The 21,829-nt window shown below is 56.4% G+C and carries 22 protein-coding genes; 6 read left to right on the top strand and 16 right to left on the bottom strand.

The genetic code is table 11. The features are described from left to right. Positions 1 to 171: 171 nt before the first annotated feature. Positions 172 to 534 carry a hypothetical protein gene (locus CLV45_RS19500; RefSeq protein WP_100338145.1) on the top strand — a complete coding sequence of 121 codons (363 nt, stop codon included), beginning with the start codon at positions 172 to 174 and terminating at the stop codon, positions 532 to 534. A gap of 221 nt (positions 535 to 755) precedes the next feature. On the opposite strand, the gene CLV45_RS19495 is transcribed toward CLV45_RS19500, so the two are convergent. Together CLV45_RS19495 and CLV45_RS19490 are read right to left on the bottom strand one after the other, a co-directional pair. Beyond that, the gene (locus CLV45_RS19495) at positions 756 to 1,616 is read right to left on the bottom strand and encodes an SDR family oxidoreductase (RefSeq protein WP_100338144.1); all 861 of its coding nucleotides are present in this window, start codon (positions 1,614 to 1,616) and stop codon (positions 756 to 758) included. Positions 1,617 to 1,768: 152 nt separating this feature from the next. Then, the gene (locus CLV45_RS19490) at positions 1,769 to 2,653 is read right to left on the bottom strand and encodes an AraC family transcriptional regulator (RefSeq protein ID WP_100338143.1); all 885 of its coding nucleotides are present in this window, start codon (positions 2,651 to 2,653) and stop codon (positions 1,769 to 1,771) included. A gap of 166 nt (positions 2,654 to 2,819) precedes the next feature. Here CLV45_RS19490 and CLV45_RS19485 point away from each other — a divergent pair, with 166 nt between their 5' ends. Next, positions 2,820 to 3,389, top strand: coding sequence for a hypothetical protein (locus CLV45_RS19485; protein ID WP_100338142.1), 570 nt, complete (start codon positions 2,820 to 2,822; stop codon positions 3,387 to 3,389). Between the two features lie 87 nt (positions 3,390 to 3,476). Here the strand turns inward: CLV45_RS19485 and CLV45_RS19480 are convergent, their stop codons facing one another. The 4 genes from CLV45_RS19480 to CLV45_RS19465 form a co-directional block, all read right to left on the bottom strand. Then, a complete protein-coding gene (locus tag CLV45_RS19480; protein ID WP_100338141.1) occupies positions 3,477 to 3,800 on the bottom strand; it encodes a hypothetical protein in 324 nt (107 codons plus the stop codon). Further along, on the bottom strand, positions 3,784 to 4,020 hold the full coding sequence (locus tag CLV45_RS19475; protein WP_100338140.1) for a DUF433 domain-containing protein: 237 nt from the start codon (positions 4,018 to 4,020) through the stop codon (positions 3,784 to 3,786). Before CLV45_RS19475 ends, CLV45_RS19480 begins: the two co-directional genes overlap by 17 nt. Positions 4,021 to 4,178: 158 nt before the next feature. Continuing rightward, positions 4,179 to 4,598 carry a hypothetical protein gene (locus tag CLV45_RS19470; protein WP_100338139.1) on the bottom strand — a complete coding sequence of 140 codons (420 nt, stop codon included), beginning with the start codon at positions 4,596 to 4,598 and terminating at the stop codon, positions 4,179 to 4,181. A 296-nt stretch (positions 4,599 to 4,894) separates the two neighbouring features. Beyond that, a complete protein-coding gene (locus CLV45_RS19465; protein ID WP_100338138.1) occupies positions 4,895 to 5,521 on the bottom strand; it encodes a hypothetical protein in 627 nt (208 codons plus the stop codon). 349 nt (positions 5,522 to 5,870) lie between these two features. Here CLV45_RS19465 and CLV45_RS19460 point away from each other — a divergent pair, with 349 nt between their 5' ends. Then, positions 5,871 to 7,292, top strand: coding sequence for an ATP-binding protein (locus tag CLV45_RS19460; RefSeq protein ID WP_100338137.1), 1,422 nt, complete (start codon positions 5,871 to 5,873; stop codon positions 7,290 to 7,292). Between the two features lie 276 nt (positions 7,293 to 7,568). Beyond that, the gene (locus CLV45_RS25055; RefSeq protein WP_157807663.1) at positions 7,569 to 8,495 is read left to right on the top strand and encodes a hypothetical protein; all 927 of its coding nucleotides are present in this window, start codon (positions 7,569 to 7,571) and stop codon (positions 8,493 to 8,495) included. A gap of 425 nt (positions 8,496 to 8,920) precedes the next feature. Here CLV45_RS25055 and CLV45_RS19455 read toward each other — a convergent pair whose 3' ends face one another. From CLV45_RS19455 to CLV45_RS19435, 5 genes are all read right to left on the bottom strand, one after another. Further along, the gene (locus CLV45_RS19455) at positions 8,921 to 9,370 is read right to left on the bottom strand and encodes an SgcJ/EcaC family oxidoreductase (RefSeq protein ID WP_100338266.1); all 450 of its coding nucleotides are present in this window, start codon (positions 9,368 to 9,370) and stop codon (positions 8,921 to 8,923) included. Between the two features lie 428 nt (positions 9,371 to 9,798). After that, on the bottom strand, positions 9,799 to 11,310 hold the full coding sequence (locus tag CLV45_RS19450) for a hypothetical protein (RefSeq protein ID WP_100338136.1): 1,512 nt from the start codon (positions 11,308 to 11,310) through the stop codon (positions 9,799 to 9,801). A gap of 177 nt (positions 11,311 to 11,487) precedes the next feature. After that, complete coding sequence (gene lpdA, locus CLV45_RS19445; RefSeq protein ID WP_100338135.1) at positions 11,488 to 12,894, bottom strand: dihydrolipoyl dehydrogenase; 1,407 nt, start codon at positions 12,892 to 12,894, stop codon at positions 11,488 to 11,490. Between the two features lie 219 nt (positions 12,895 to 13,113). Then, on the bottom strand, positions 13,114 to 14,643 hold the full coding sequence (locus CLV45_RS19440) for a dienelactone hydrolase family protein (RefSeq protein WP_100338134.1): 1,530 nt from the start codon (positions 14,641 to 14,643) through the stop codon (positions 13,114 to 13,116). A gap of 60 nt (positions 14,644 to 14,703) precedes the next feature. Next, the gene (locus tag CLV45_RS19435; protein ID WP_100338133.1) at positions 14,704 to 16,359 is read right to left on the bottom strand and encodes a M1 family metallopeptidase; all 1,656 of its coding nucleotides are present in this window, start codon (positions 16,357 to 16,359) and stop codon (positions 14,704 to 14,706) included. A gap of 150 nt (positions 16,360 to 16,509) precedes the next feature. On the opposite strand from CLV45_RS19435, the gene CLV45_RS19430 reads away from it, so the two are divergent. Together CLV45_RS19430 and CLV45_RS19425 are read left to right on the top strand one after the other, a co-directional pair. Continuing rightward, a complete protein-coding gene (locus CLV45_RS19430; RefSeq protein WP_100338132.1) occupies positions 16,510 to 17,427 on the top strand; it encodes an EamA family transporter in 918 nt (305 codons plus the stop codon). A gap of 180 nt (positions 17,428 to 17,607) precedes the next feature. Continuing rightward, positions 17,608 to 17,997 carry a group III truncated hemoglobin gene (locus CLV45_RS19425; RefSeq protein ID WP_100338131.1) on the top strand — a complete coding sequence of 130 codons (390 nt, stop codon included), beginning with the start codon at positions 17,608 to 17,610 and terminating at the stop codon, positions 17,995 to 17,997. 189 nt (positions 17,998 to 18,186) lie between these two features. Here CLV45_RS19425 and CLV45_RS19420 read toward each other — a convergent pair whose 3' ends face one another. The 5 genes from CLV45_RS19420 to CLV45_RS19400 all read right to left on the bottom strand — a co-directional run bounded on the left by CLV45_RS19420 (position 18,187) and on the right by CLV45_RS19400 (position 21,655). Continuing rightward, a complete protein-coding gene (locus CLV45_RS19420) occupies positions 18,187 to 18,618 on the bottom strand; it encodes a hypothetical protein (protein ID WP_245882917.1) in 432 nt (143 codons plus the stop codon). 50 nt (positions 18,619 to 18,668) lie between these two features. Beyond that, on the bottom strand, positions 18,669 to 19,352 hold the full coding sequence (locus CLV45_RS19415; RefSeq protein WP_100338129.1) for a carboxypeptidase-like regulatory domain-containing protein: 684 nt from the start codon (positions 19,350 to 19,352) through the stop codon (positions 18,669 to 18,671). 95 nt (positions 19,353 to 19,447) lie between these two features. Further along, complete coding sequence (locus tag CLV45_RS19410) at positions 19,448 to 19,891, bottom strand: hypothetical protein (RefSeq protein WP_100338128.1); 444 nt, start codon at positions 19,889 to 19,891, stop codon at positions 19,448 to 19,450. A gap of 122 nt (positions 19,892 to 20,013) precedes the next feature. Then, positions 20,014 to 20,394 carry a hypothetical protein gene (locus CLV45_RS19405; protein WP_100338127.1) on the bottom strand — a complete coding sequence of 127 codons (381 nt, stop codon included), beginning with the start codon at positions 20,392 to 20,394 and terminating at the stop codon, positions 20,014 to 20,016. A 535-nt stretch (positions 20,395 to 20,929) separates the two neighbouring features. Continuing rightward, positions 20,930 to 21,655, bottom strand: coding sequence for a Crp/Fnr family transcriptional regulator (locus CLV45_RS19400; RefSeq protein WP_100338126.1), 726 nt, complete (start codon positions 21,653 to 21,655; stop codon positions 20,930 to 20,932). Positions 21,656 to 21,829 lie beyond the last annotated feature (174 nt).

The raw sequence follows: 21,829 nt of genomic DNA, 5'->3' as shown, positions 1-21,829 counted from the left end.
AGCGTAGATGACGGCCGGAGCCGGGGCGTTGCCTAGCCCCCGGGCATTACCTGAATTAGACCCGGAATACCTATTTAATTACCTATACTTGGCGCTTAACGCCGGCCGCCGGGCCCTTCGTGTGCACCGGGCCGCGTTCCTTGTCTTACTCCTTATCTTATTCCCTTAGCCATGAGCACCTACGCCGACCAACTACATGCCGTCAAAGCCCGCTACCCATTCCCGCGCTGGGGCAAAAACTACGACCGGGGCATGCTGCGCTACTCCCCCGCCAACTGCGCCGCCATGCAGGACGCCTTCGATACCCTCATCACCGACCTTATTGCCCTGGGTGAGCACGCCCCCGAAGCCCAGAAAGTAGCCGCGTTCAAAACCGCCATTGAGGCCACCAACGTGCGCAACCAGGGCATGATTGAAACCGGGGAACGGGAAGACCTCTGCGACCTGACCTACCATATCAGCGTAGCCGCCGGCCTCGACCCCAGCAAGTACGGCAACGGCGAAGGCCTGGCCTCGGAGTGGCGCGAGTGGTAGCCAGCCGCTTTTCAGTCTGCCTTCTTTCCCATCTGTCCTCCTGAGCAGAGCGAAGGACCTTCCTCGCCTACCCCACTACCGCTAATTGCTACCATACAAAAGCCCTTTCCCGCGCCGGCAGGAAAGGGCTTTGTCACGTTGAATAGAGCTTGTCACTAAGGCGAGGAAGGTCCTTCGGCTGCGCCTCAGCAGGACAAGAAAATATGGGATACCCCGCCCGGCTACAGCTGGTAGAGCTGCTTTATGCCCTCCAACAGGCCGGTGGGCTGCCGGCCCAGGGCGGCGGCCAGGTCGGAGCTGACCAGGCTTTCCTGCCCGTGCTTGATGTCGGTCATGAAGCCGATGGTGCGCCCGATGGCTACCTCGGGGACGCCCCGCTCCCGCATGCGGGCGGCCAGCACTTCCGGGGCCACGTCGTGGTAGACGACCGGCCGGCCCGAGGCCAGGGCCAGGGCCGCCGCTACGTCGTGAAAGGAGTAAGCCGCCGCGCCGGTAAAGTGGTAGATGCGGCTGTCGGTGAAGTCCTGGAGTAGCACGTTGGCAATGGCCTCTCCCATTTCGCTGCGGAGGGCGTAGCTTACCTGGCCCTCGCCGCCGGGCAGGTTGATACCCGTTTCCAGCACCGTGGGGCCGGTAAAGAGTGGCAGCGTGTCCATGTAGAGAATGTTGCGAAAGAGGATGTAGCCCAGGCCGCTGGCTTTGAGGTAGTCTTCGGTCTGAAAGTGGCGCACCATCAGCTCGTTGGCCAGCGTGCCGGGGTCTTGCAGGGCCCGGCTGGTGTAGGCCACCCGGCGCACCCCCGCCTGCCGGGCCGCGTCGATGACGTTCTGGTGCTGCTGCAGGCCGTCGTCGTCGCCCCCGCCGGAGATGAGCAGCACCGTGTCGATGCCGGGCATGGCCGCGGCCAGGGAAGCGGGGTCGGTGTAGCTGCCCACCCGCAGGCTCACGCCCCGGGCCTGCAGGTCGGTGGCTTTGGCCGGGTCACGCACCAGGGCCGCTAGTTGGTGGGCCGCGGTGTGTTGCAGCAGCGTGTCGAGTACGGCCCGGCCTAAGTGGCCCGTGGCGCCGGTTACTAAAATCATCGTCTTCAGGATTAGCGTGAACAGGAAAACCGCCCGCGGCCCTTCTGCCCAGGGCAACCAGGCCCGGGAGGCGACTACAAAAGTCGGCGCCAAGGCCCGGCCCGGGAATGGCCGGAGGGCGGCAAACTGTGGCTAAAAGGCGGTGCCGCAGCCTAGCCCGCCTGCCGGTAGGCCGTGGGCGAGAGGCCGGTGCTGCGCTTGAAGAACCGGCTGAAGGCAAACTGGTCGGTAAACTGCAGGCCCTGGGCCACCTGGGCCACGGTCAGGGCGGGGTTTTGCAGCAGGGCCTTGGCCTCCAGGGCCACGGCCTCGGCTATCCACTCGCTGGCGGTGCGGCCGGTGGCGTCCTTGACCAGCTCGGTGAGGTGCTTGGGCGTAATGCAGAGCGCGGCGGCGTAAAACTGCACGCTACGCTCCGTGCCGCAGTGGGTTTGGAGCAGCTGCCGGAAACCGGCGGCCAGCTGCCGGGCCCGACTCTGACCCGGGTTAGAGCTATGATGCTGGCCCGACCCGGCGGGCTGCTCGTAGAGGGCCCCGATTTCGTAGAGCAGCCCGCCGAGGATGCTCTTCACGATATTGTCGCGCTGGGGGCTGGCGGCGGCGTATTTCTGCTGCAAAAACCGGAACGAGGCCGCAATACCGGCCGCCTCGGCCGAAGCCAGGGACAGCACGGGGGTGGGCGGGGCCACCAGAAAGTGCAGCTTGCCGGTGGCCGCGTGGTGGGTGCTGATAAAGTCGCGGGTGAAAAAGACGGACAGCGTTTCGTAGTCCTCACTCACCCGGCCCCACTCCTTGATAACGTCGGGGGTGGCCAGCACCAGGCAGCCCGGCGTCACGACGAAGGGCGCCAGATTCACCTTGAGCTCGGCCCGGCCCCGCAGACAGAGGCTGATCTTGTAGTAGTCGCCCCGGTAGGGCTGGTGCAGGGGGATGGTGGGCTTCACCCCGCCGTAGTCGGGGAAGTACACGGCCGGGTCCGACTCGCCGGCGGGGGTGGCAAAGGCCTGCAATTGGTAGGTGGGAATCAACTCACTCATGGCAAAGACAACAGCTCAGGCACTGATTAGACTGGCCGGACGGTAAAATAAGCAAGGAATACGTGCCGCTGCCTCCCTGCCCACCCTCCCGTACTACTACGCGGGCCGGCTGCTAACTTACCGGCCGCCCAAGCTGGTTATTCCTGGTCCCCCTAGCTTTACGGCCATGGAAACGCTATTGCACCTAATCTTTACCTTCTGCAAGATTGCCATTCAAGCCTCGGTGGTTGCCACGCTGCTGCTGAAACTGGTGCGTTGGTACGCCCCCCGCGACCCGGCCCACCCCCTGGTGCGGGCCAGCCGCCACGGCAAGCGCTTCTGGTGGGCCAGCGGGTTTCTGGTATCTCTGGCCTTGTTCGGCTTTTCCCTGACCTACTGGGGCAACCACGGCCTGGGCGACTACGCCCGCATCCCGCTGGGCCACGGAGAGGCCATGGAAGAGCTAAATGGCGTGCAAGCCTACTTCGAGCCCCTCGCGCACCTGACCGATAATGCCGATAACCCGGAGGTGCTGGCCTACCAGGTGCACGACGGAGTGCTGTGCGTCGCCCTGGGTCCCGACAGCACCTTCGTGGTCTACTACCTAGCCTCCAAGCACCACCAACTGTTTGCCGACCGCGCCGCCTACGCGGCCCACGCCCGCAGCCACCACCTGCCCCGGCCCGCCGAGTTCGAGCGTTTCAAGCAGCACTACAGCCGCTACTGGAACGGCTGGCGGTTCTGGCTGCTGGCCTAGCGGCACTTTACTTACTCCAACACGCCACAGCGGCCGAAGCGTTGGGTAGCTCCAGCCGCTGTGGCATTACTGCCTTACGATGCAGAACTACAGAGAAACGATGTGCGGACCGGGCGGCAAGGGTTGCTGGAGCAGGTGCCGGAGCGGCGGCACAAGCTGTTGGAGAGTCAGGTACGTATTGTCGGGGGCATTGAGCAGCACGACGGCAATCGGGTACTTGCTGAAGTTTTGCTGGTAGCGCAGGTTTTTGTCGAAGGTTACCAGCCCATGGAAGCCGGCGGCCAGCATTTCACGCAGGAGCTCCCCATTTTTCTTGCCCTGCCATTGCTGGTCACGTACGGTGAAGAACTCGTGCTCGGGGAAATCCTGCTTCAGGCGCTTGGGCAGGTTTTCATCAAGCAGCACTTTCATAGAGCTGCCGGAAGTTGGGCGAAGAGAACAGCTTTTCCGCTATGGCCAGCACCTGCACTACCTGCTCGTGCCGCACGGAAGGAAAGTCGTCGAGAAACTCGGCTACCGACACTCCTTTTTCCAGGTGCATAAATAGCGTTTCAACGGGTACGCGGGTACCTTGGAATACCGGGGTACCACCCAGGATATCGGGGTCGGAAAGGATGACGTCGAGGTTCATACAGAAACGATGCTGGGAGGAGGTTAAAGATACGGCATTCGGGAGCAGGTGTAGCGAGGCCGTAAGTTATAGCCGCGGCCCGGTGTACGCCCCCACTAAAAAGCGGCCGGAGCTACCTTAAGCTCCGGCCGCTTTGTAATTGTCCTTACCCGAATTAGTTACGCGGACAAGGTGGAGCGGTGGGCGGCCACGGCGGCCTTATCCTCTTCCAGGGAAGTGCTGCGGCTTTGGGTTTCCTTCAGGGCACTTTGGCCCAGCACCACTTTCACCCCGCCGCGCTTGCGCTGCTGGGCCAGGATGTCGCCGCGCCGGTCATCATCCTTCCGGCGTTCATCGACGGTGCGCTCATACTCGGTACTGCCCTCAGTGAGGGTAGCCAGGTAGCTGTCGTGGTTGGCAATGCGCACGTTGAGGCCCTTGAGCTCATCGTTTAGCTCGGTGGCCCGCTCACTGCCGACCTCGTCCTGATAATCATAATTCGACTCCTTATTGTCGAGGCGCCGAATGCGCTTGTCCAATTCGGTGGTCACCGCGTCGCACTGGGGACGGGTGAGCAGCAGTTTTACATCAATGGCCATAACTAAAGGGGTAAAAGGATGGATAGTAAGAACGGCAGGACCACCCCGCCGCCTACCAACATTACATTTTTATTATATATTATTTACAATATTTTAAAAATAAATATTCAAACTCTCTTAATCCTTACAATATTATCAACAACAGCCGCTCAGCGACAGTAGCGCGAACTTTGTAGTTCGCGTAGCCCGCGCCGTTTAGGAGTCGATAGCACGCTAGTCGTTCAGGCACGCGAACTACAACCGAAGGTCTGCGAAGCTAAGGTTCGCGCTACTGGTCCGGCAGCACCTCCACTAAGCTAAGGAGTCGGCACTACCGCCGCCGCCGGCTCCAGTAGTAGAAGCAAGGCGGCGGCCTCATCCAGCAACAGCTGGCGGCGCAGCGCCAGGTGGGCCCGGGCCAGCGGCCCCGGCCGTGGGGGCAGCGCCGCTACATCGGCCTCGATACGAACCAGCCAGGCCTCTTCCTCAGCGGCGTCATAGCCCGGACCGGCCACAGCGGGCGGGGTAGCCAGGGCCAGGCGCAGGGCCGCCACTCCCTGCCGGCGGCGCAGCAGCGCTTCATCCTGCAAAGCCAGGGTTTCGAGCTGAAAGGAAAGCTGGCGGGCCAAATGCTGGCAGCGCCGCACCCGCCGCCGAAGCAGCTCGGCCTCCCGGGCTTCCTTGGCCGAGTGAGCCACCCGCGGCGGCAAAGGCGGCAAAGCCTCGGGCGCGGGTAGCTCCGGCCCCCGCGGGGGCAGCAGGTCGGAGAGCCGCCGCAGCCGGGCTTCGGCTGGGGGCGAGAAGTTGCGCCGCCCGGCCTCCACGGCCCGTACCTGGATGCTACTCACACCCAGCCACCGCCCCAGCTCCACCTGACTAAGGGCAAAGTGCCGCCGCACGTCGGCCGCGGTGCCTTCGGAAAAAGAAGTAGGAGTACGTAGCATATGGTTGGCCGCGTGCAGAATAGCCCCTGCCCCACCGCCGAGCACCTAATGTAAGCAGCCGGTTGGTTGAGTGACACAATCGATGTTTTTTTTTCGATTGTGTTACTCTGATTGGATAGTCGCTTGAAATAGCCTCGCCGAGTGCCACATCACCATACATACCTAGTCCCGTTGCTGTAGTAGCTCTAAGCCGCTAGGGACTTCTGGATGGGTGGGCGGCTTTTTTAGGAAGAATTTACCCTGTATATGGTTAGCCCAGCACAAAAATGTAGCTTCGTTATCTAATGCTATACAGGTAGTTATAGCAGACTAAATAATCAATTCACGCTATATTCCAAAGTCACACCGAATGAACTCAGAGCAAATACTTATTGACTTTGAAAAATCATTAGATGTTAGTGGAGAATTTCTTCGAACTAAATGGGAAGAAAACTCATCTATAGAGTTTAAAAAAAGCCTCCACACTAGAAGTGAGGAAGTTGATAAATCATATCTAACTACAATATCAGGTTTAGCCAATAACAAAGGAGGAATGATTTTATTCGGCATAGAAAATAAAACAAGAGAACTTGTTGGCATAAAACCTGAGTATGAAAACCTTGATAATAGATATTTCGCATCACCAATACGTCTAGGCCTTGATGGCTCATTAGATTACTTCTTTTTTACGGGAAAGTTTCTCAATAAAGTCGTAGGATTCTTATATGTATCCGAAGCTCAATCCAAGCCTGTTATAATGAAGGTTAATGCAGAAGGTGTAGTTAGAGGCGAAATTTATTTTCGATATTCTGCCCAGACAACTAAAATTGAAGCGGCAGACTTGCGACGAATTTTAGAAGAGGAAGTAAATAGAAAACTAGATAAGACTTTAAAGGCTATGCAGAAAGTCGCTGATATCGGCGCTGACAGATTAGCGCTACTTAATACCGAAAGCGGACAGGTAGACTTAATAAACAATGATAACATAAAGGCTGTATTAAGTTATGAAGCTTTAAAAGGATTAAATATTATCAAAAAAGGTAAAATTGTGGATGAGGAAGGAGCAGCAGCGTATACGATTAGGGGAGAGTTAGAAATAGAACTAGAGGATGGTAATGACTTAATAGAAAAGCATATCCTAACTTTAACTAAAGAGACAGAAATTTATGAATCATTCTTTTCAGGCGTTTGTGAGCATCCAGTATTAATGCTACAGCAATTGCTCTATCATCGAGGTCAATATAGCCCTTTATATTTTTTTATAAACAAGGCTGATTTATCCCTCACACAAGCAAAGCAATTACTTGAAAGTATAGATGACAGGAACGTAATTCCCGCTACTAAGGACAGAATATTGGAGAGATTAGAAAAATCCGAATACACGAAACAAGGAGCAATTATTGAAGAGGTAAAACATTGCTTCACATCTTCAGAAGACGTATATCAACTTATCAACCAAGTTAAAACAGTATTAAGTTCAGGATCGAAGAACACCGAACAAAAAATAGCAAGAACTATATGCTTAAATACATTAAGATCCAAACAATATCTCCCGGAAGAAATATACAAAGTTCATTCAAAAAGAGCAATAGAAGCTATTTCACATCTAGACGAATCATTTATTCAAAATAATAAAACACTTATAATTAATGAGCTTGAACATATATATAACGTGGTGAGAAACGCTGACGTAAATTCAATCATGCGCAAGGTGATATGTAACGTAGATAAGGCACTCTATGAAACAAAGCCTGAATTAGCGCCTATACCGCTAGAAACCATAGTGCCATAAATACACCAGCGACTGAGGAGTAGACATCCCAAATACCTCGCCCTGACTCCAGCATAGCTTCACCCTGCACAGTATTGAGGCACATTGAAGACCTGAGCAAGCTGCTGGAAGGCAAAATTATACTACCTAAGGCCAGTAGCACCAAATGACCAAGGGATAATTTTAAGCTATTGTAAGAGACGTACAGTTTCTCTATATAGTATACACAACTGATAAGTCTAACAGCTTATACATCTACAAAAACCAAACTAAATCAACACAACAGCGTCACAAATCATGTTCAGCGACGGACCTACAACTTCACAACTCAACAAATTTATAGATTTTCACATATCAATAAATTCTTATATAAAATTATCAGTTGCTTCTGTTAACTTTTTATCCTCATCTAATGATGATCCGAATAAATTATCCAAACTAATTAGCGAATTGATTACCAGCGCTGGAGAAAGATGGACACAAACAACATACAATAACCCATTTAAAGAGTTAGAAAAGCTAAAATTCCAGATAACAGAATCTGCAATTGCTCGCGTATATTCTTCATTTGAAGTATTTTTAGATGAAATAAACGGCTCATTCTCCGAATACAAAAAGAACAACACAGATAATAGCAACGACAGCCTAAACAGCGTCCAATATATGTTTTCGCAATTCGATTGGGATTACAGTGAAATAGAATATCTGACACCAGCATATAATTTTTATACCCACGCAAGACATTGTATTGTACATAGAATGGGAGAAGCTAACTCTACTTTAGAGGAAATTAGCTCTTCTAAAGAATTTACAAAAGCTATAGAATCTTGGCCTACAGTGATTCCAGGAAGAAAAATTTCCCCTCCACCGATAGTAGATAGCAATGGCAAATTAACCCTCAAACCTCATCACGCAATCAGCTATTCAGATATTTGTTTAAGAATAGCCAAGTTGATTAATATCAATACAATTCAAATGATAGGTCTTAAATATTTTATAAACAAAACATATAAGAATTACTTACTCGATTCAGATAGTTTGATTGGTCCTACATGCGAGAATGTACATGAGTATATCAGATTACATATTAGAAATGATTATAACTTTGATTCCTTATCTATTTCTGATATAAAGAGCACTCTAGATGAAATAGGCTTGAGAAGAAAATACTCTGCAAGATATTCTTTACTAAAATCCAAAGTAAAATCCAATAAAAAAAACTGATACCCACTAAACTTCGTTAGTTTTTCATAACTTTGCTTTACAAAAGATTTCACATGCAGCATCTCCTTAAAATTTGGGCCGTCTTGTACGGTTTTTCCTATTCGTAGGCAATAGGCCTGGGATGGCATGATAACGTAAGACTATGCCCTCCTCGTCTGCATAGTGAGTTGTGCTTGTAGAATCTTTTTAGCTCGCTGCTAAGGCAGCGAGCTTTTTTTCTATATTCACAATTGATCATACACAACAGCGGCCGAAGCTTTTAGTAGCTCCGGCCGCTGTGGCGTTTCTGCCTTACGATGCGGAACTACAGGGAGACGATGTGCGGACCGGGCGGCAAGGGTTGCTGGAGCAGCTGCCGGAGCGGCGGCACAAGCTGTTGGAGGGTCAGGCAGGTGTTATCGGGGGCATTGAGCAGTTACCCTAGGTTACTTCATTAGGCGTAAGAACAGCTTTGTCAGGAGGCCCGGCGGCGCAATTCGGGTATTCTGGAAGGCCGCCAACTTCCAGCTGCCGCTTTCCTCTTCAATAGCTACCAGGGTCTGAATGGAGTTACGGCCCGTCGGGGCCTTCTTTTGCCAGCGCATTCTAACGGCCCCGACGCTATGCAGCAGGGCCACGGTGGGGGACAACAGCTGAAAGTCAGTGATAGAGCCGCCCACCAGCTCGGAGCCCCGCATCAGACCCTCAAACAACTCCTGATGAGCCTGCGCAATAGCGGCGCGGCCGCGCAGGTGGCTGCCGTCGAAGACAACATAGTCGGCATCCTCGGTGAAGCTGGCGGCGAATTGTGCACCGTCACCGGCTTTCCAGGCCGCGCTTAACTGGTCGAGCAATAGTTGGATTTGGTGACGGGCACTTTGAGCATTCTTTTCCATCGGTAGCAAGCTATGTGACGCTGCAAAGGTCTGGTACTGAGGCTCGGCTTGTTTATAGAAACCGAAGTTCAATTTATAGCAGCCGGATTTTTAATGGTGAAAACCCCGAGCAAGTCATCGGTGCTCAGCCTGCTGAAACGCAAAGCGGCTGAAGCCCCGGGGAGCTGCAGCCGCTTTTCTGGGTTAAACAACGAAGCGGTAGAGATGCTTCGGCAGGCGGACGCCAGATGAAGCATGACGTTCTATGCATCACTTGAGCCAGTTTTACATATGAACGGCCCGGTTCTCGGTGGCGGTGAGGTGGGCTTTGGCATATGCTGGTTGCAGAATCGGAAGCTACACGTCAGCGAACCTGACCGCACTCCTGCTGATAAACTAGTGGCTTTAACAGCCTGAAGTGCACCCGAATTGAACTAGGCCAGCCCTTCCTAATTGAACTTGACCAAGTCCTTGAAATCTTTGATGGTAAAAGACTTGGCGATGTACAGGTTCATCAAGGGCGGCTCATCGCTGAAGAGGGTACGCACTTCGCCCCCGATACTCAACCCCAGAGCCTTTTCGGTTACGTTGAAGCTTGTGCTAGCAACCGGATGGGTGCCTTTCTCTTCAAAAGACAACCCAAACAGTGGCATAATGCGCACTTCCAGGCTCGGGGTAACAATAAAGATTGGCGCACCTACCTGAATTACCTTAACGAAACGATTAACCGTGCGGTCGGGAGGTAAGGGAAAGAGTCGGTACCGGCCATCGACCAGAGCCACCCGGCTGGTGTCCCTATTTAGGAATTCATACTTGTTATTAGTGATGTACTCCCGACGGATAATATCGGTGCGCAGGGCAAAGTATATATTGACATTGCTGATGCTTTTATTCATCCCAGTCACCTTAAACTGGTCACCGTTACTCCAAAGCCGCCAACCAATCAGCGTGTAAAAGCCCAGGCTATTAATAGTCCGCGTGGGGGTATTGTTGTAGCTGGTCCGCACGACATCAATGGAGTCACGAACAATAGGAGCGCTAAAATTCCGGTCAGTGGCAAAAGCCGGCCGCCGGGTCGAATCGACGGATACATAACGGTTTTGAAACGCCCCCACGCCCAGCAGTAGGTGCTTACTGTCATCGGAAATAGGGGTAGTGAAGTCAATGTTGCCGTAAAACTTGGCGGTCTTAACCCCGTCCAGCAAATCGAGGTTGGTGCCTACCCACAAGCGGAAGGGAGAAAACTCTTTGGCGGTTGCCTCATCCTTCTTATCGTCCTCATCTTCTTTTTCGGCTTCATCTACCTTAAACGCCGCCAGCTTGGCTTCCTCCAGGGTTTTCTTAGCGGAGGCTTTGCTCTTACCGGCTTGCTCAGCCGCGGAGGCCACCTTGGTATCGGCAGCAGCCAGATTCTGGGTAGCAACCTCAAACCGGCCTTTCGCGGAAGCTGTCAGGGCCTGCTCCGCGCGCAACTTTTCAGTGAGTATAGCCCGGGTATTGTCATTAGCGCCGGAGAGGGCAGTAAAAGCGAGCTTTTCGGATTCTTGAGCGGCGGTGTATTCTGCCTGGGCTTTCTTCAGGTTTCCCTGCGCGGTGGTTTGGTCGGTTTCGGCTTCTTCCGCAGCTTTCTTGTGCTTAAGAAACAGCTCATTTGCTGCCACGGCGGCGGTGGCCTTGCTTAGCGCGGCATCCGCTCGCTCGACTTTCTTAGCGGCGTTGTCGGCCTCGGCCGCCTTCTTTTTAAATTCTGCCGTAGCCGCTGCCTTGGCATCCGGCTTTTCCTCTTTCTCAGCTAGCTCTATGGCTAGTTTTGCAGCCGTAAGCAGCCGGTCTCTTTCTTTTAGCGCCGCTTCTTTTTTCTCTGTTGCGGTCTTAACCAAAGCGGCTGGATCGTCTGCGGCGTGAACTTTGGGGGCTAGTATCAGCAAGAAAAACCAAAAGGATAGTAGAAGTTTATTCATGAATAATTGAAGTGTGAATGAAAATTTGCCCGAATATATTAATGAAATTATATAATACCAGAGTAGGTGTAATAGCAAAAAAGAGCGTCGAAAAAGAAGGTCTCAGCTTAAAAGAACAGCGCCGGTAAATCATCAAGTCGATGATTTACCGGCGCTGTTCTTTTAAGCAATTAGGGCTTACATATGAATCGCCCGGTTCTCGGTGGCGGCGAGGCAGGCTTCCTTCATGGCTTCGGCGTAGGTGGGGTGGGCGTGGCTCATGCGGGCCACGTCCTCGGCCGAGGCGCGGAACTCCATGGCCGTCACGGCCTCGGCAATGAGGTCGGCGATGCGGGGGCCAATCATGTGGACGCCCAGGATTTCGTCGGTTTCCTTGTCGGCCAGCACTTTCACGAAGCCGTCGAGGTCCATGGAGGCGCGGGCGCGGCCCGAGGCGCGGAAGGGGAAGTTGCCGGTTTTGTAGGCTTTGCCCTGCTCCTTGAGCTGCTCTTCGGTGTAGCCCACGCCGGCCACTTCGGGCCAGGTGTAGACCACGCCCGGAATCAGCAGGTAGTTGACGTGGGGCTTCTGGCCCGCGAGGGTTTCAGCCACGAACACGCCTTCTTCCTCGGCCTTGTGGGCCAGCATGGCGCCGCGAATCACGTCGCCGATGGCGTAGATGCCGGGCACGGAGGTTTGCAGGTGCTCATCGACCTTGATGCGGCCGCGCTCTTCCATTTCGATGCCGGCGGCTTCCAGGTTGAGGCCGGCGGTGTAGGGCACCCGGCCCACGGCCACCAGGCAGTAGTCGCCCTCGAACTTCACTTCCTCGCCCTTGGGGTTGGTCGCCGTCACGGTCACGGCGTCGCCCTCACGGGTAGCGCCGGTCACCTTGTGGCTCAGGAAGAACTCGATGCCGATTTTGCCCAGGATGCGCTTGAGCTCTTTGCCCAGGGCGCGGTCCATGGTCGGAATCAGCGAGTCCATAAACTCTACCACCGACACTTTGGCGCCGAGGCGGGCGTACACGGAAGCCATTTCCAGGCCGATTACGCCGCCGCCGATGACAATCATGTGCTTGGGCACTTCGCGGATGTTCAGGGCCTCGGTGGAAGTGATGATGCGCTCCTTGTCCTGGGCAATGAAGGGCAGCACCGTGGGCTTGGAGCCGGTGGCGATGATGACGTGCTTGGTCTCAATCTGCTGCTCCTCGCCGCCCTCGGTGGGCGTAATCTTGATGTGGTTTTTGTCAACAAACGAGCCCACGCCGCGCAGCACCTCGATCTTGTTCTTCTTCATCAAGAACTGGATGCCGTCAGTATTGGCCTTCACCACCCCGTTTTTGCGGTCGATGAGCTGGTTCATGTTGATTTGCAGGTCGCTGAGCTCAATGCCGTGCTCCTTGAAGGTGTGGCCGGCATTGTGGAAGTGCTCGGTGGAGTCGAGCAGGGCCTTGCTCGGGATGCAGCCCACGTTGAGGCAGGTGCCGCCCAGGGTGGGATATTTCTCAATCAGCGCCGTTTTGAAGCCGAGCTGGGCGCAGCGGATGGCTGCCACATACCCGCCGGGGCCGGAGCCGATGACGGTAACGTCGTATTGGTTCATGCTAAGGTGAATTCAGTGAGAATCAACTAGGGGCGAAGGTACGGGGTTAATGTGCTAATGTGCTAATGTGGGTTGAATGTGCTAATGAGGGGGAATGTGGGGAATGTGCTGAATATGGAGAATGTGAGAAATGTGAGAAATGGGTCATTGCGAGGCGCAGCCGAGGCACCCGAAGGACACATTCCTCACATTCTCCACATTCAACCACACTCCCCTACATTACCGCGGGGGGCCAAGGGCTTGGATGCGCTGCCGGGCGTTGTGGTTGGCGGGGTTGAGCTGCAGGGAGCGGCGGTAGTGGGTAATGGCGGCTTGGATGTCCTGGTTTTTCTCGTCGGCTTCGCCCAGGCTGTCGAACAGATTGGCGTCGTTGGGGTAGAGCTCGGTGCCCAGGGCGAAGATGGCCCGGGCGGCGGGCAGGTCGCGGGCCTCGCGCAGGAGCTGATAGCCCCAGGTGTTCAAGTCGCCTTCCGACAAGGCAAACGTCGGCTCTTGCTGCTGCAGGCGGCGGTAGATTTCCAGGGCCTGGCCAAAACCATCCTGAGCCAGGGCCGCCGCGAAACCGGCCTGCGTGGGCACGGGGCCGGGCCGGGCGGGCAGGTGGTAAAGGCGGGCCATATGGTCTGGGACGCCATTTTGCCGGGGCGTACGGTCCAGAAACTGCTGGCCGGTGGCGTCGCCCTTTAGGGTAGCGTTGAGGAATTCGAGGGTGTAGCGGCAGGTCCAGTGGTAGGCCGTTTCCACCTCCGCGCGGGCATACTCCGTGAAGTGCGCCGGCTCAGCAAAGCGCAGTCCGATGGTCGAAAAGTCGACGTGCTCCATCGGGTTCATGACCACGTGGTAGAGGTCCGCGTACTTGGCTTCGTTGAGTAGAATGCCCGTCGTTTGCATGCCTTTGGCGCTCAGCTCCCGCACCGATTCGGAACGGCGCTGCACATAGAGCCACGGCACGGTCAGGCGCACGCGCGACACGGGTTTGGTGTCTTCCTGGGCTTTGGTCCCATCAAAGCTGACGATGGCGTCAATGCGCGAGTCTTGCGTGGCCGCCAGGGCATTGGCCAGCCCGCCCCAGCTCCAGCCCGCGGCGGCCACGTGGGCCATGTCAGCCTGGGGCAGGGTGTGGGCGTAAGACAGCAGGAACTGGATGTCCCGGGCCTGCGTATCCAGCCCCTCGGCGTCGAAATTCATGTCCTTGGTGCGCGTGCCCAGGCTGCGGCTGGCCAGCACCACATAGCCGTGGCTGGCGAGATACTCGCACAGGTCGGCGGCTTCGTGGGCGGTGCCGCCACCGCCGGCGGCATAAATTACCACCGGAAACTTGCCCGTAGCGGCCGGGGCATTGCGCACCGCCCACATGCGCTGATCAAAGAGCTGCTGGGCGTGCTTCGGGCCTACCTGGGCGGCAGCCCACTGCAGCTTGTCGGCCAGGAAGGCGGCGGCTTCGGCATCGGTTCGGGTGAAGTTGTCGTCGGTAGCCTCGGTGCGCAGGTAATCGGCATACCGGATGGGGGCCCCTGATTTCTGGGCCGGATACCACACCAGGGTTTGGATGGGCCGCGCCAGTTCGCCGGTCGTGGGTTTGCCCGTTACGGCATCGGTGCGGCCTTTGTAGGCCCGGGCATAGTCGTACTGCTGCACCACGCGGAAGCCCACGGTATGGGGCCCGGGCTTGAGGTCAGCAAAACCCGAGGCCGCCCGAGTTGTGTGGGCACAGAAAACCAGAACAAGGAATAGCAGGGTGCGAATCATTGAAACAAAAGCGTGAAAAGGAGCTCAATAATACGAACTCACTCATTCACCCATTTACCGCTAGTCTACCAGTACGCCGATGTAGTAATTGAACGTGTCGACTTCGAGGTTGTCCTTGGTGGCGCCGGGCAGGCTGATTTCCTGGAAGCGGGTACTGGGCTGAATGAAGCCGTACTGCCCGCCTTTGACGCGTACCCGCACGGGCATGTCGAAATCGGGCACGTTGGCCACCCAGCGGGCCAGCACCTTGCCTTCCTCCTGCCGGATTTCCAGGGTCGGGATGCTGCCGTAGCGCAGGTACTGGTCGAATACCTTCGTTAGGTTCTTGCCGCTCTGCTGGTTGAGGTAGCCCACGATTTGCTCCGTGGTAACCGTCTGGTGGTAGAACTGCTGGCCCAGGCCCCGCAGAATCTGCCGCCACTTCTGGTCGTCGTTGACGATGGTGCGGACCATGTTGAGCAGGTTGGAGCCCTTGTCGTACATGTCGCCCGAGCCTTCCTGGTTGACGCCGTAGGGCCCGATGATGGGGCCGTCGTTCTGGATGTTGCGCCGCTGCCCGTGCAGGTACTCCTGGCCGGCGGGCTTGCCAAACTGGCTTTCGGTGAACAGGGCCTCGGAATACGTAGTAAACGACTCGTGAATCCACATATCGGCAATGTCCTTGGAGGTGATGTTGTTGCCGAACCACTCGTGCCCACTCTCGTGGATGATGATAAAGTCCCACTTCAACCCCCAGCCCGTGGCCGACCGGTCGTGGCCCAGGTAGCCGTTCTGGTACTTGTTGCCGTAGGCCACGGCGCTCTGGTGCTCCATGCCCAGGTGGGGCGCATCCACGAGCTTGTAGCCGTCCTCATAAAATGGATAGGGCCCAAACCACGACTCCAGCGACTTAAGCATCGGCTTCACGTTGGCCGCAAAGTGCGTTTTGGCCTTGGCCAGGTTCTCGCGCAGCACCCAGTATTCCAGGCTGAGCCGGCCCTTCTCGCCATCGTAGCTGTCGGTAAATTTGGTGTAGTCGCCCACGTTCAGGGCCACGTCGTAGTTGTTGATGGGGTTGCGCACGGCCCAGTCGAAGCGGGTCAGGCCGCCCTTGAGCTTGGTGGTTTTGCGCAGCCGCCCGTTCGAGACGTCCGTCAGTCCCTGGGGCACCGTCACGCTGATGAGCATGGAGTCTACCTCGTCGGCCTGGTGGTCTTTGTTGGGCCAGAAGGCGCTGGCGCCCAGGCCTTGCACGGCCGTAGCTACCCAGGGCTTGCCGTTGGCGTCCTTGGTAAACACTAGGCCGCCGTCCCAAGGGGCACGCTCGGCCACCCGGGGCTTACCCGAGTAAAACACCGTGAATTCGTCCCGGCTGCCGGCTTTAATCGGCTGGGCAAAGGTGACGAACACGGCATTGGCTTCCCGGGTAAAGGGCAGGCTCTGGCCTTTGTACACCACTTTTTCCACCGTCAGATTGGCAAACAAATCGAACTGCAGGCGGGTGAAGTCCTGGGTGGCCGTGAAGCGGAACAGGTTAGAGCCGCTCAATGACCGGTCGTCGATGTTGAGCGTGACGTCGAGGTGGTAGTAGTTGATGTCGTAGCAGGTGCGCAGGGGCGTGAGCGTGCCGCGCAGGGAGTCGGCGCGGGAGGCACCGGACTTGGCTTGCAGCAGCTGGGCCGAGGCGGCGGAGCTCAGGCCCAGGAAGGCCGTCAGGAAAAGAAGGGTTCGAAACATGAAGAAGCAAGTAGAGCGGTATACAGACCCGGAGCCGGAGCGGAAGTTGCCAGTAGCCCTGGTGGTAGTCCTCCAAAAGTAAGACTCCGCAGGTTTCGGGTGGCCGGGTGGCGGAGTTTGCCGTAGGTTTACGGCGTCAATTTCTGCCTTATGCCGAACTCTACCGCTCCGTCGCGGGCCGCCATTCTGGGGGCCTTTGCCATCGTCTATCTTATCTGGGGCTCCACTTACCTGGGCATCCGCTTCGCCATCGACAGTATTCCGCCCCTGCTCATGGCCGGCTCGCGCTACTTATTGGCCGGGCTGATTTTGTACACTTTTATGCGGCTGCGGGGCGAGGCGGCGCCTTCCCGCCAGGGCTGGGCCACGGCCGTTATCATCGGCATCTGCCTGCTCACCTTCGGCAACGGCGGCGTCACGCTGGGCGAGCAGTACATTCCCTCGGGCATGACCTCCTTGCTGGTAGCCACCGTGCCGATGTTTCTGGCGCTGCTAGGTTGGGTAAGCGGGGTGGCGGCCCGGCCCACGCCCTGGGTGGCTCTAGGCTTGGTACTGGGCCTGCTGGGCGTGTATTTGCTGGCCCGCACCCCGGGCGTGAGTCACGTGGCCATTCCGGGTCATGAGGCCGTGGGCATTGCCCTGGTGCTGGTGGCGGCCCTGGTATGGGCCATCGGCTCGTTATACTCCAAGAAAAAGCAGGCGGCCTCCTCCCCTTTCCTGGCCGGCGGCATGCAGATGATTTGCGGGGGCCTGACCATGCTCATTATTGGTCTGGCGCGCGGCGAAGCCCATGACTTCAGCCTGGCCGCCGTGACGCCCAAATCCTGGCTGGCGTATGCGTACTTGGTTACGCTGGGCTCCATCGTGGCGTTTTCGGCTTATATCTGGCTGCTGCGGGCCGTGGAGCCCGCCTTGGCGGGCACTTATGCCTTCGTCAATCCGGTGGTGGCCGTGCTGCTGGGCTGGGCCTTCGCCGGCGAGCAGCTTACCGTGGGCATGCTCGGCGGCGCCGCCCTGATTGTGGCCGCTGTGGTATTGGTAGTGTTGGGCGGCCGACAAAACACCTGATTCAGAAGATTGTTGGGCTACCCAAAAACTGGGCTAAAACGCTTTGGCAGCTTGTGCAAACGTTTTTTCATACCCTTATTCCTATTTTTTATGATAAATATGCAGATAAATAGAGCGAATGTCATGTAACCTGCGTAAATTCGCTACGTATCTGGTACTCCACTCGCTAAGACGCCGCTCATGAAAACATCTGCTACGCTCCCCGACATTCGTACCGAAGGCGACATCAAGACTTTGGTCGACACGCTGTGCTCCAAAGCTACCAACGACACGCTGTTAGGAGCCCGTTTCGGCGCGGCGGCCCGGATTCACTGGCCTCACTACCTCACCACCCAGTACCGCTACTGGAGCAGCACGCTGCTGGGCCAGGGCACTCAGGAAGGTGAGCCCCTGCCCGAGCAGCTGGCCCTACCCACCAGCGGCCCTCACATCGAGCATTGGGTGAAGCTCTTTTCTTCCGCCGTCGAAGAGTGCTTCTCGGGCTCCAAAGCCGAAGAAGCCAAGAAACTGGCCCGCCAGATGGCCACCCGCCTCAGTCTGAGCCGCTCCCGCGAGCTGCCCGTCGACTAACCCACCCGCCTTTCCTTTCCCACCCAACCTTTTTCCGCAAATCTGTCCTGGTTTCCTTCTTTCACTCTCCCCACCCCAAACCGTAGTGCTCCACACGCTACCGGTTTACCCAAGAAAAAACCCGTACTGCAGTCCAGTACGGGTTTCTTTTTGGGGTGATGTGAGGCAAAACCGGCCCCCGGGGCTGCGCTATTCCAGTTCCTCCATGCTGTGGCGCAGCGCCTCGCGGGCCAAACCTAGGTTGGTGTCCCGGGCATTGGCTACCAAATAAATGAATTGGCGGCCATCGGCGGAAAGCTTGATTAAGTGTAGCTGAGTGCTCAGACTAATCAGGATGTCGTCGATGGTTTCCCCGCTTAGCTGCAGGGCGGCCATAGCTTTCTGCTTCTGCCGCACCACTTCGGCGTTGTAAGCTGCCGCGGTGGCCGGGTTGAGCTGGTCGGTGGCCGAGTGCTGGGCCAGCGTGTTGCCCGAGTCGGTCTGGACCACGGCGGCGGCCAGCAAACCCGGCAGCGCCTGTACCAGGCCCTGGATAACCCGACTGGCTTTGGGCTCCGCCTGTTGGGCTACTGCCGCTTTCTGGGCCGCCAAGACATGCTTACGGTAGGTTCTTGCTTTCACTTCAAGCGTAATTGTTTGCGCCTATAAGCCTTTCAACTGCGTTTTTGGGCTTACAACGACCACCAGCGCCGCGCCTTTTTCAGGGCTTTCTGCTCGGCTTTGTCGCGGGGCAGCAGCGTCACGTTCTGGGTGCTGCTGCCGCTGATCTGGACTTCGTCGTTGGTGTAGCCACCGTAGCCGTACACGAGCGTGTTCTGGCCCACGGGCACCCGCATGGAGTACGACCCGTCGGCGTTGGTGCTCACGCCCCGGAACGTGCCTTTCTGCAGCACCGTGGCGCCCACCAGGGGCTTGCCGTTCTCGTCCAGAATCCGGCCGCGCACGGTCATCGTGAGCAGGGCGCTGGATGCTTCGGCGGCCTCGGCGGAGGCGGGCAGCAGCACTACGTTTTCCTCAACGGGCTCATTGGGCAGGCTGGTGCCGGCAAATACGGCCCCGCCGAGCAGGGCTCCACCTACTACCATGGCGGCGGCCCGCTGCCGGAACCGCTTGGGCTCGGTCCGGATCAGCTCGAACTGCCGTTGAACCCAGCCCACAGGGCGCACCTGCTCACCCTGCTGCTTCATTTCGTAGAAGCGGCGCAGGGTGTCGTCGGCGCTGTGGCCATTGGTTTTCAGGTAGGCATCCACGGCCCGGGTGTGGGCGTGGGCCAGGTCGCCGCGCAGGTAAGCATCCCGGTACACGGGCAGCAGCTCACCGGTCTGCGGATTAAAAGGAGAAGCGGTTAGTTTCATACGTAAGGGGGTATAAAGGGATGAAAGGAGGAAATCCGGCCGGTGACGCGCCTACTGTCATCACCAGTAAAACTCAGGGGTACGCCACGGCTCTACTACCCTCCTACACAAGCGCGCATCACGGCCCGGGCCAGGGCCAGGTTCGTGTCACGGCAATCCACTACCACGTAGAGCAGGCGCTGGCCGTCGGGCAACAGCCGCAGCAAGTGCAGCTGCCCGCTTAGCGTAATCAGAATGTCTTCAATGTGCTCATCGGTCAGCCGCAGGGCCTGCAAGAGCTGCTGGGTTTGCCGCACCACCTCCGCGTTGTAGCCGCATACTTTGCTCAGGTTGAAGTCGCGGGAGGTGGCGTACGAGGCCAGCGCCTGCCCCGACCCCAACTGCACCACCGCGCCGATGAGCAGCTCGGGCAAATCAGTCAGGAGCTGCCGCAGAATGGCTTCGGCGGCCGCACGCTCCGGCCCGGCCGCACTCGAAATAATCTGGTGGGTAGCGCCGGAGCTGGCAAACGGCAGCCGGCTAAAAAAATCAAGCTTCATGTCAGCATCTGCCCTTCCTAGAGTGATGGCGGGCCCTGGGACGCAAGCCCGCCGGGCCTTTTTCGGGCTCCCGGCCTACGGCCCGGCACCCGAAAAAGGCCCGCATACTACGGGTAGCCGCTTTAGTTGAGCGTGGCCACGTGGGTGCGCAGTACTTCGCGGGCAATGGCCAGGTTCGTGTCGCGCGAGTTCACGACGAGGTAGATAAACTTGCTGCCGTTTTCGGTGAGCTTGAGCAGGTGAAACTGGTTGCTGAGCGAAATCAGAATGTCCTCGATTTTCTCACCGGTCAGCTTCAGGGCCGACATGGCCTTCTGCTTCTGCTTTACCACTTCGGTGTTGTAGGCCGCAGCCGTATCGGGGTTGAGGGAAGGGGAATTGGAATGCGAGGCCAGGCTCATGCCCGAACCGGCGTCTACTACTGCTACGGCAACCAGGCTCGGCAGGTCCGAGATGATGCCTTGCACTACTTTACCGGCGGGAGAATTGTCTGAGTAAGCCATTTGTGTGATTTGTAAGAGGTAAAATGAGAAGTTGAAACGCTGACGGGAGGGGTGTAAGCTACCAGCTAAGCCCGCGGACGAGCCCGTAAGACCAAGACAAGAAAAACAGGTTGAGTAGAGCGTCGGGTTATGCTCACAGGCCGTACGAGCGGGCCTGCGAACAATTAGCTTTTTTAAATAAATGAGCTAGAACAGCAAAATCATCAACAGCACGTATTCCAGGATAAGTCCTACTAACACCCTCGTTTGATAAGTCAAATTTCAAGGGAATTATCTAGTTAAAAAATGAGCTAGCTCACTTTTTTTGTTGATCCTTATCAAACTTTACTCCGCAATTCGGCCTAATAACATTGTAAACCCTGTACTTACGTATAGCTCAACCGCTCCTGCTGCTCTGCGTTAGGCAATAGCCCCAACCTTATGCCCGACTATTTAATATTCAATTACATATCATATTGCACTTATTCAACACAGATAGGCCCACCGCGGATAATATTCCGGGTGGGCCTGATTGGTAGGGGCGGGTTTTGCCGCTTTATGCGTACTGCGTACTGATTTCGACCAGCTTTTCCGGAGCCAGAATCGTAATCTGGCTGCCCTTGGCCGCAATGATGCCGTCTTCCTTGAACTCCGACAGCAGCCGGCTTGCCGTTTCCTTGGCCGTACCAACCAGGGAAGCCAGGTCGTCGCGGGAAATGGCCATGCTGAAATCTAGGGTATCAGACTCCTGGTACGTTTCCTGGAGCAGCAGCAGGGCATCAGCCAGCCGCTCGCGCACGGGTTTGTAGGCCATGTTCAGCACCCGCTGATCCGATGAGTTCAGGGCCTGCGAGAGGTGCTTGAGCAGGGCTCCGGCAAACTGCACGTTGGTTTGCACCAGGGCCAGCACGTCCTGCCGGGGCAGCAGGCACACCGTACAATCGTCGAGGGCTACGGCCGAGGTGCGGTAGGTAGTTTCGCCCCAGAGCGCGCAAATACCGACTAGGTCCCCACCCTTAGCCAGCCGGATGATCTGCTCCTTGCCGTCGCCGCCAATCTTAGTGATTTTCACTTTGCCCTGATAAAGGCAGTGCAAGCCCTGGCAAACTCCTCCCTCGGCGTAAATCACCTGTCCTTTGCTATATACCTGGCTGGTCTTGCCCGACGATAAGAGCCCTAGTTGCTCGATGTGGCAAGCACCCAAAGCTCCTTTGGTAGCCTGAGGACAGGATGGGCAGGATGGAGCCGAAAAGCTTTTAATCGTCTGTAAAAGGTGTTTCATAGCCCAACAAATTGATTCTTAGACAGGAGCGGTTATATAAAGCTATAAAATTCAATTCATCTAAAACAACAGTTTTTGCACCCACTCAACAGCATAATATGCATTCCAGCAATGAAAACGCCATTTCTCATATTGAGAAATGGCGTTTTATATAACTATATCTGATATTTAACT

Origin of the sequence: Hymenobacter chitinivorans DSM 11115 (genome assembly GCF_002797555.1) — a bacterium.
GTDB lineage: Bacteria > Bacteroidota > Bacteroidia > Cytophagales > Hymenobacteraceae > Hymenobacter > Hymenobacter chitinivorans.
The sequence above is the reverse complement of the archived record's forward strand: the minus strand, read 5'-3'. Positions and strand labels throughout refer to the sequence as shown.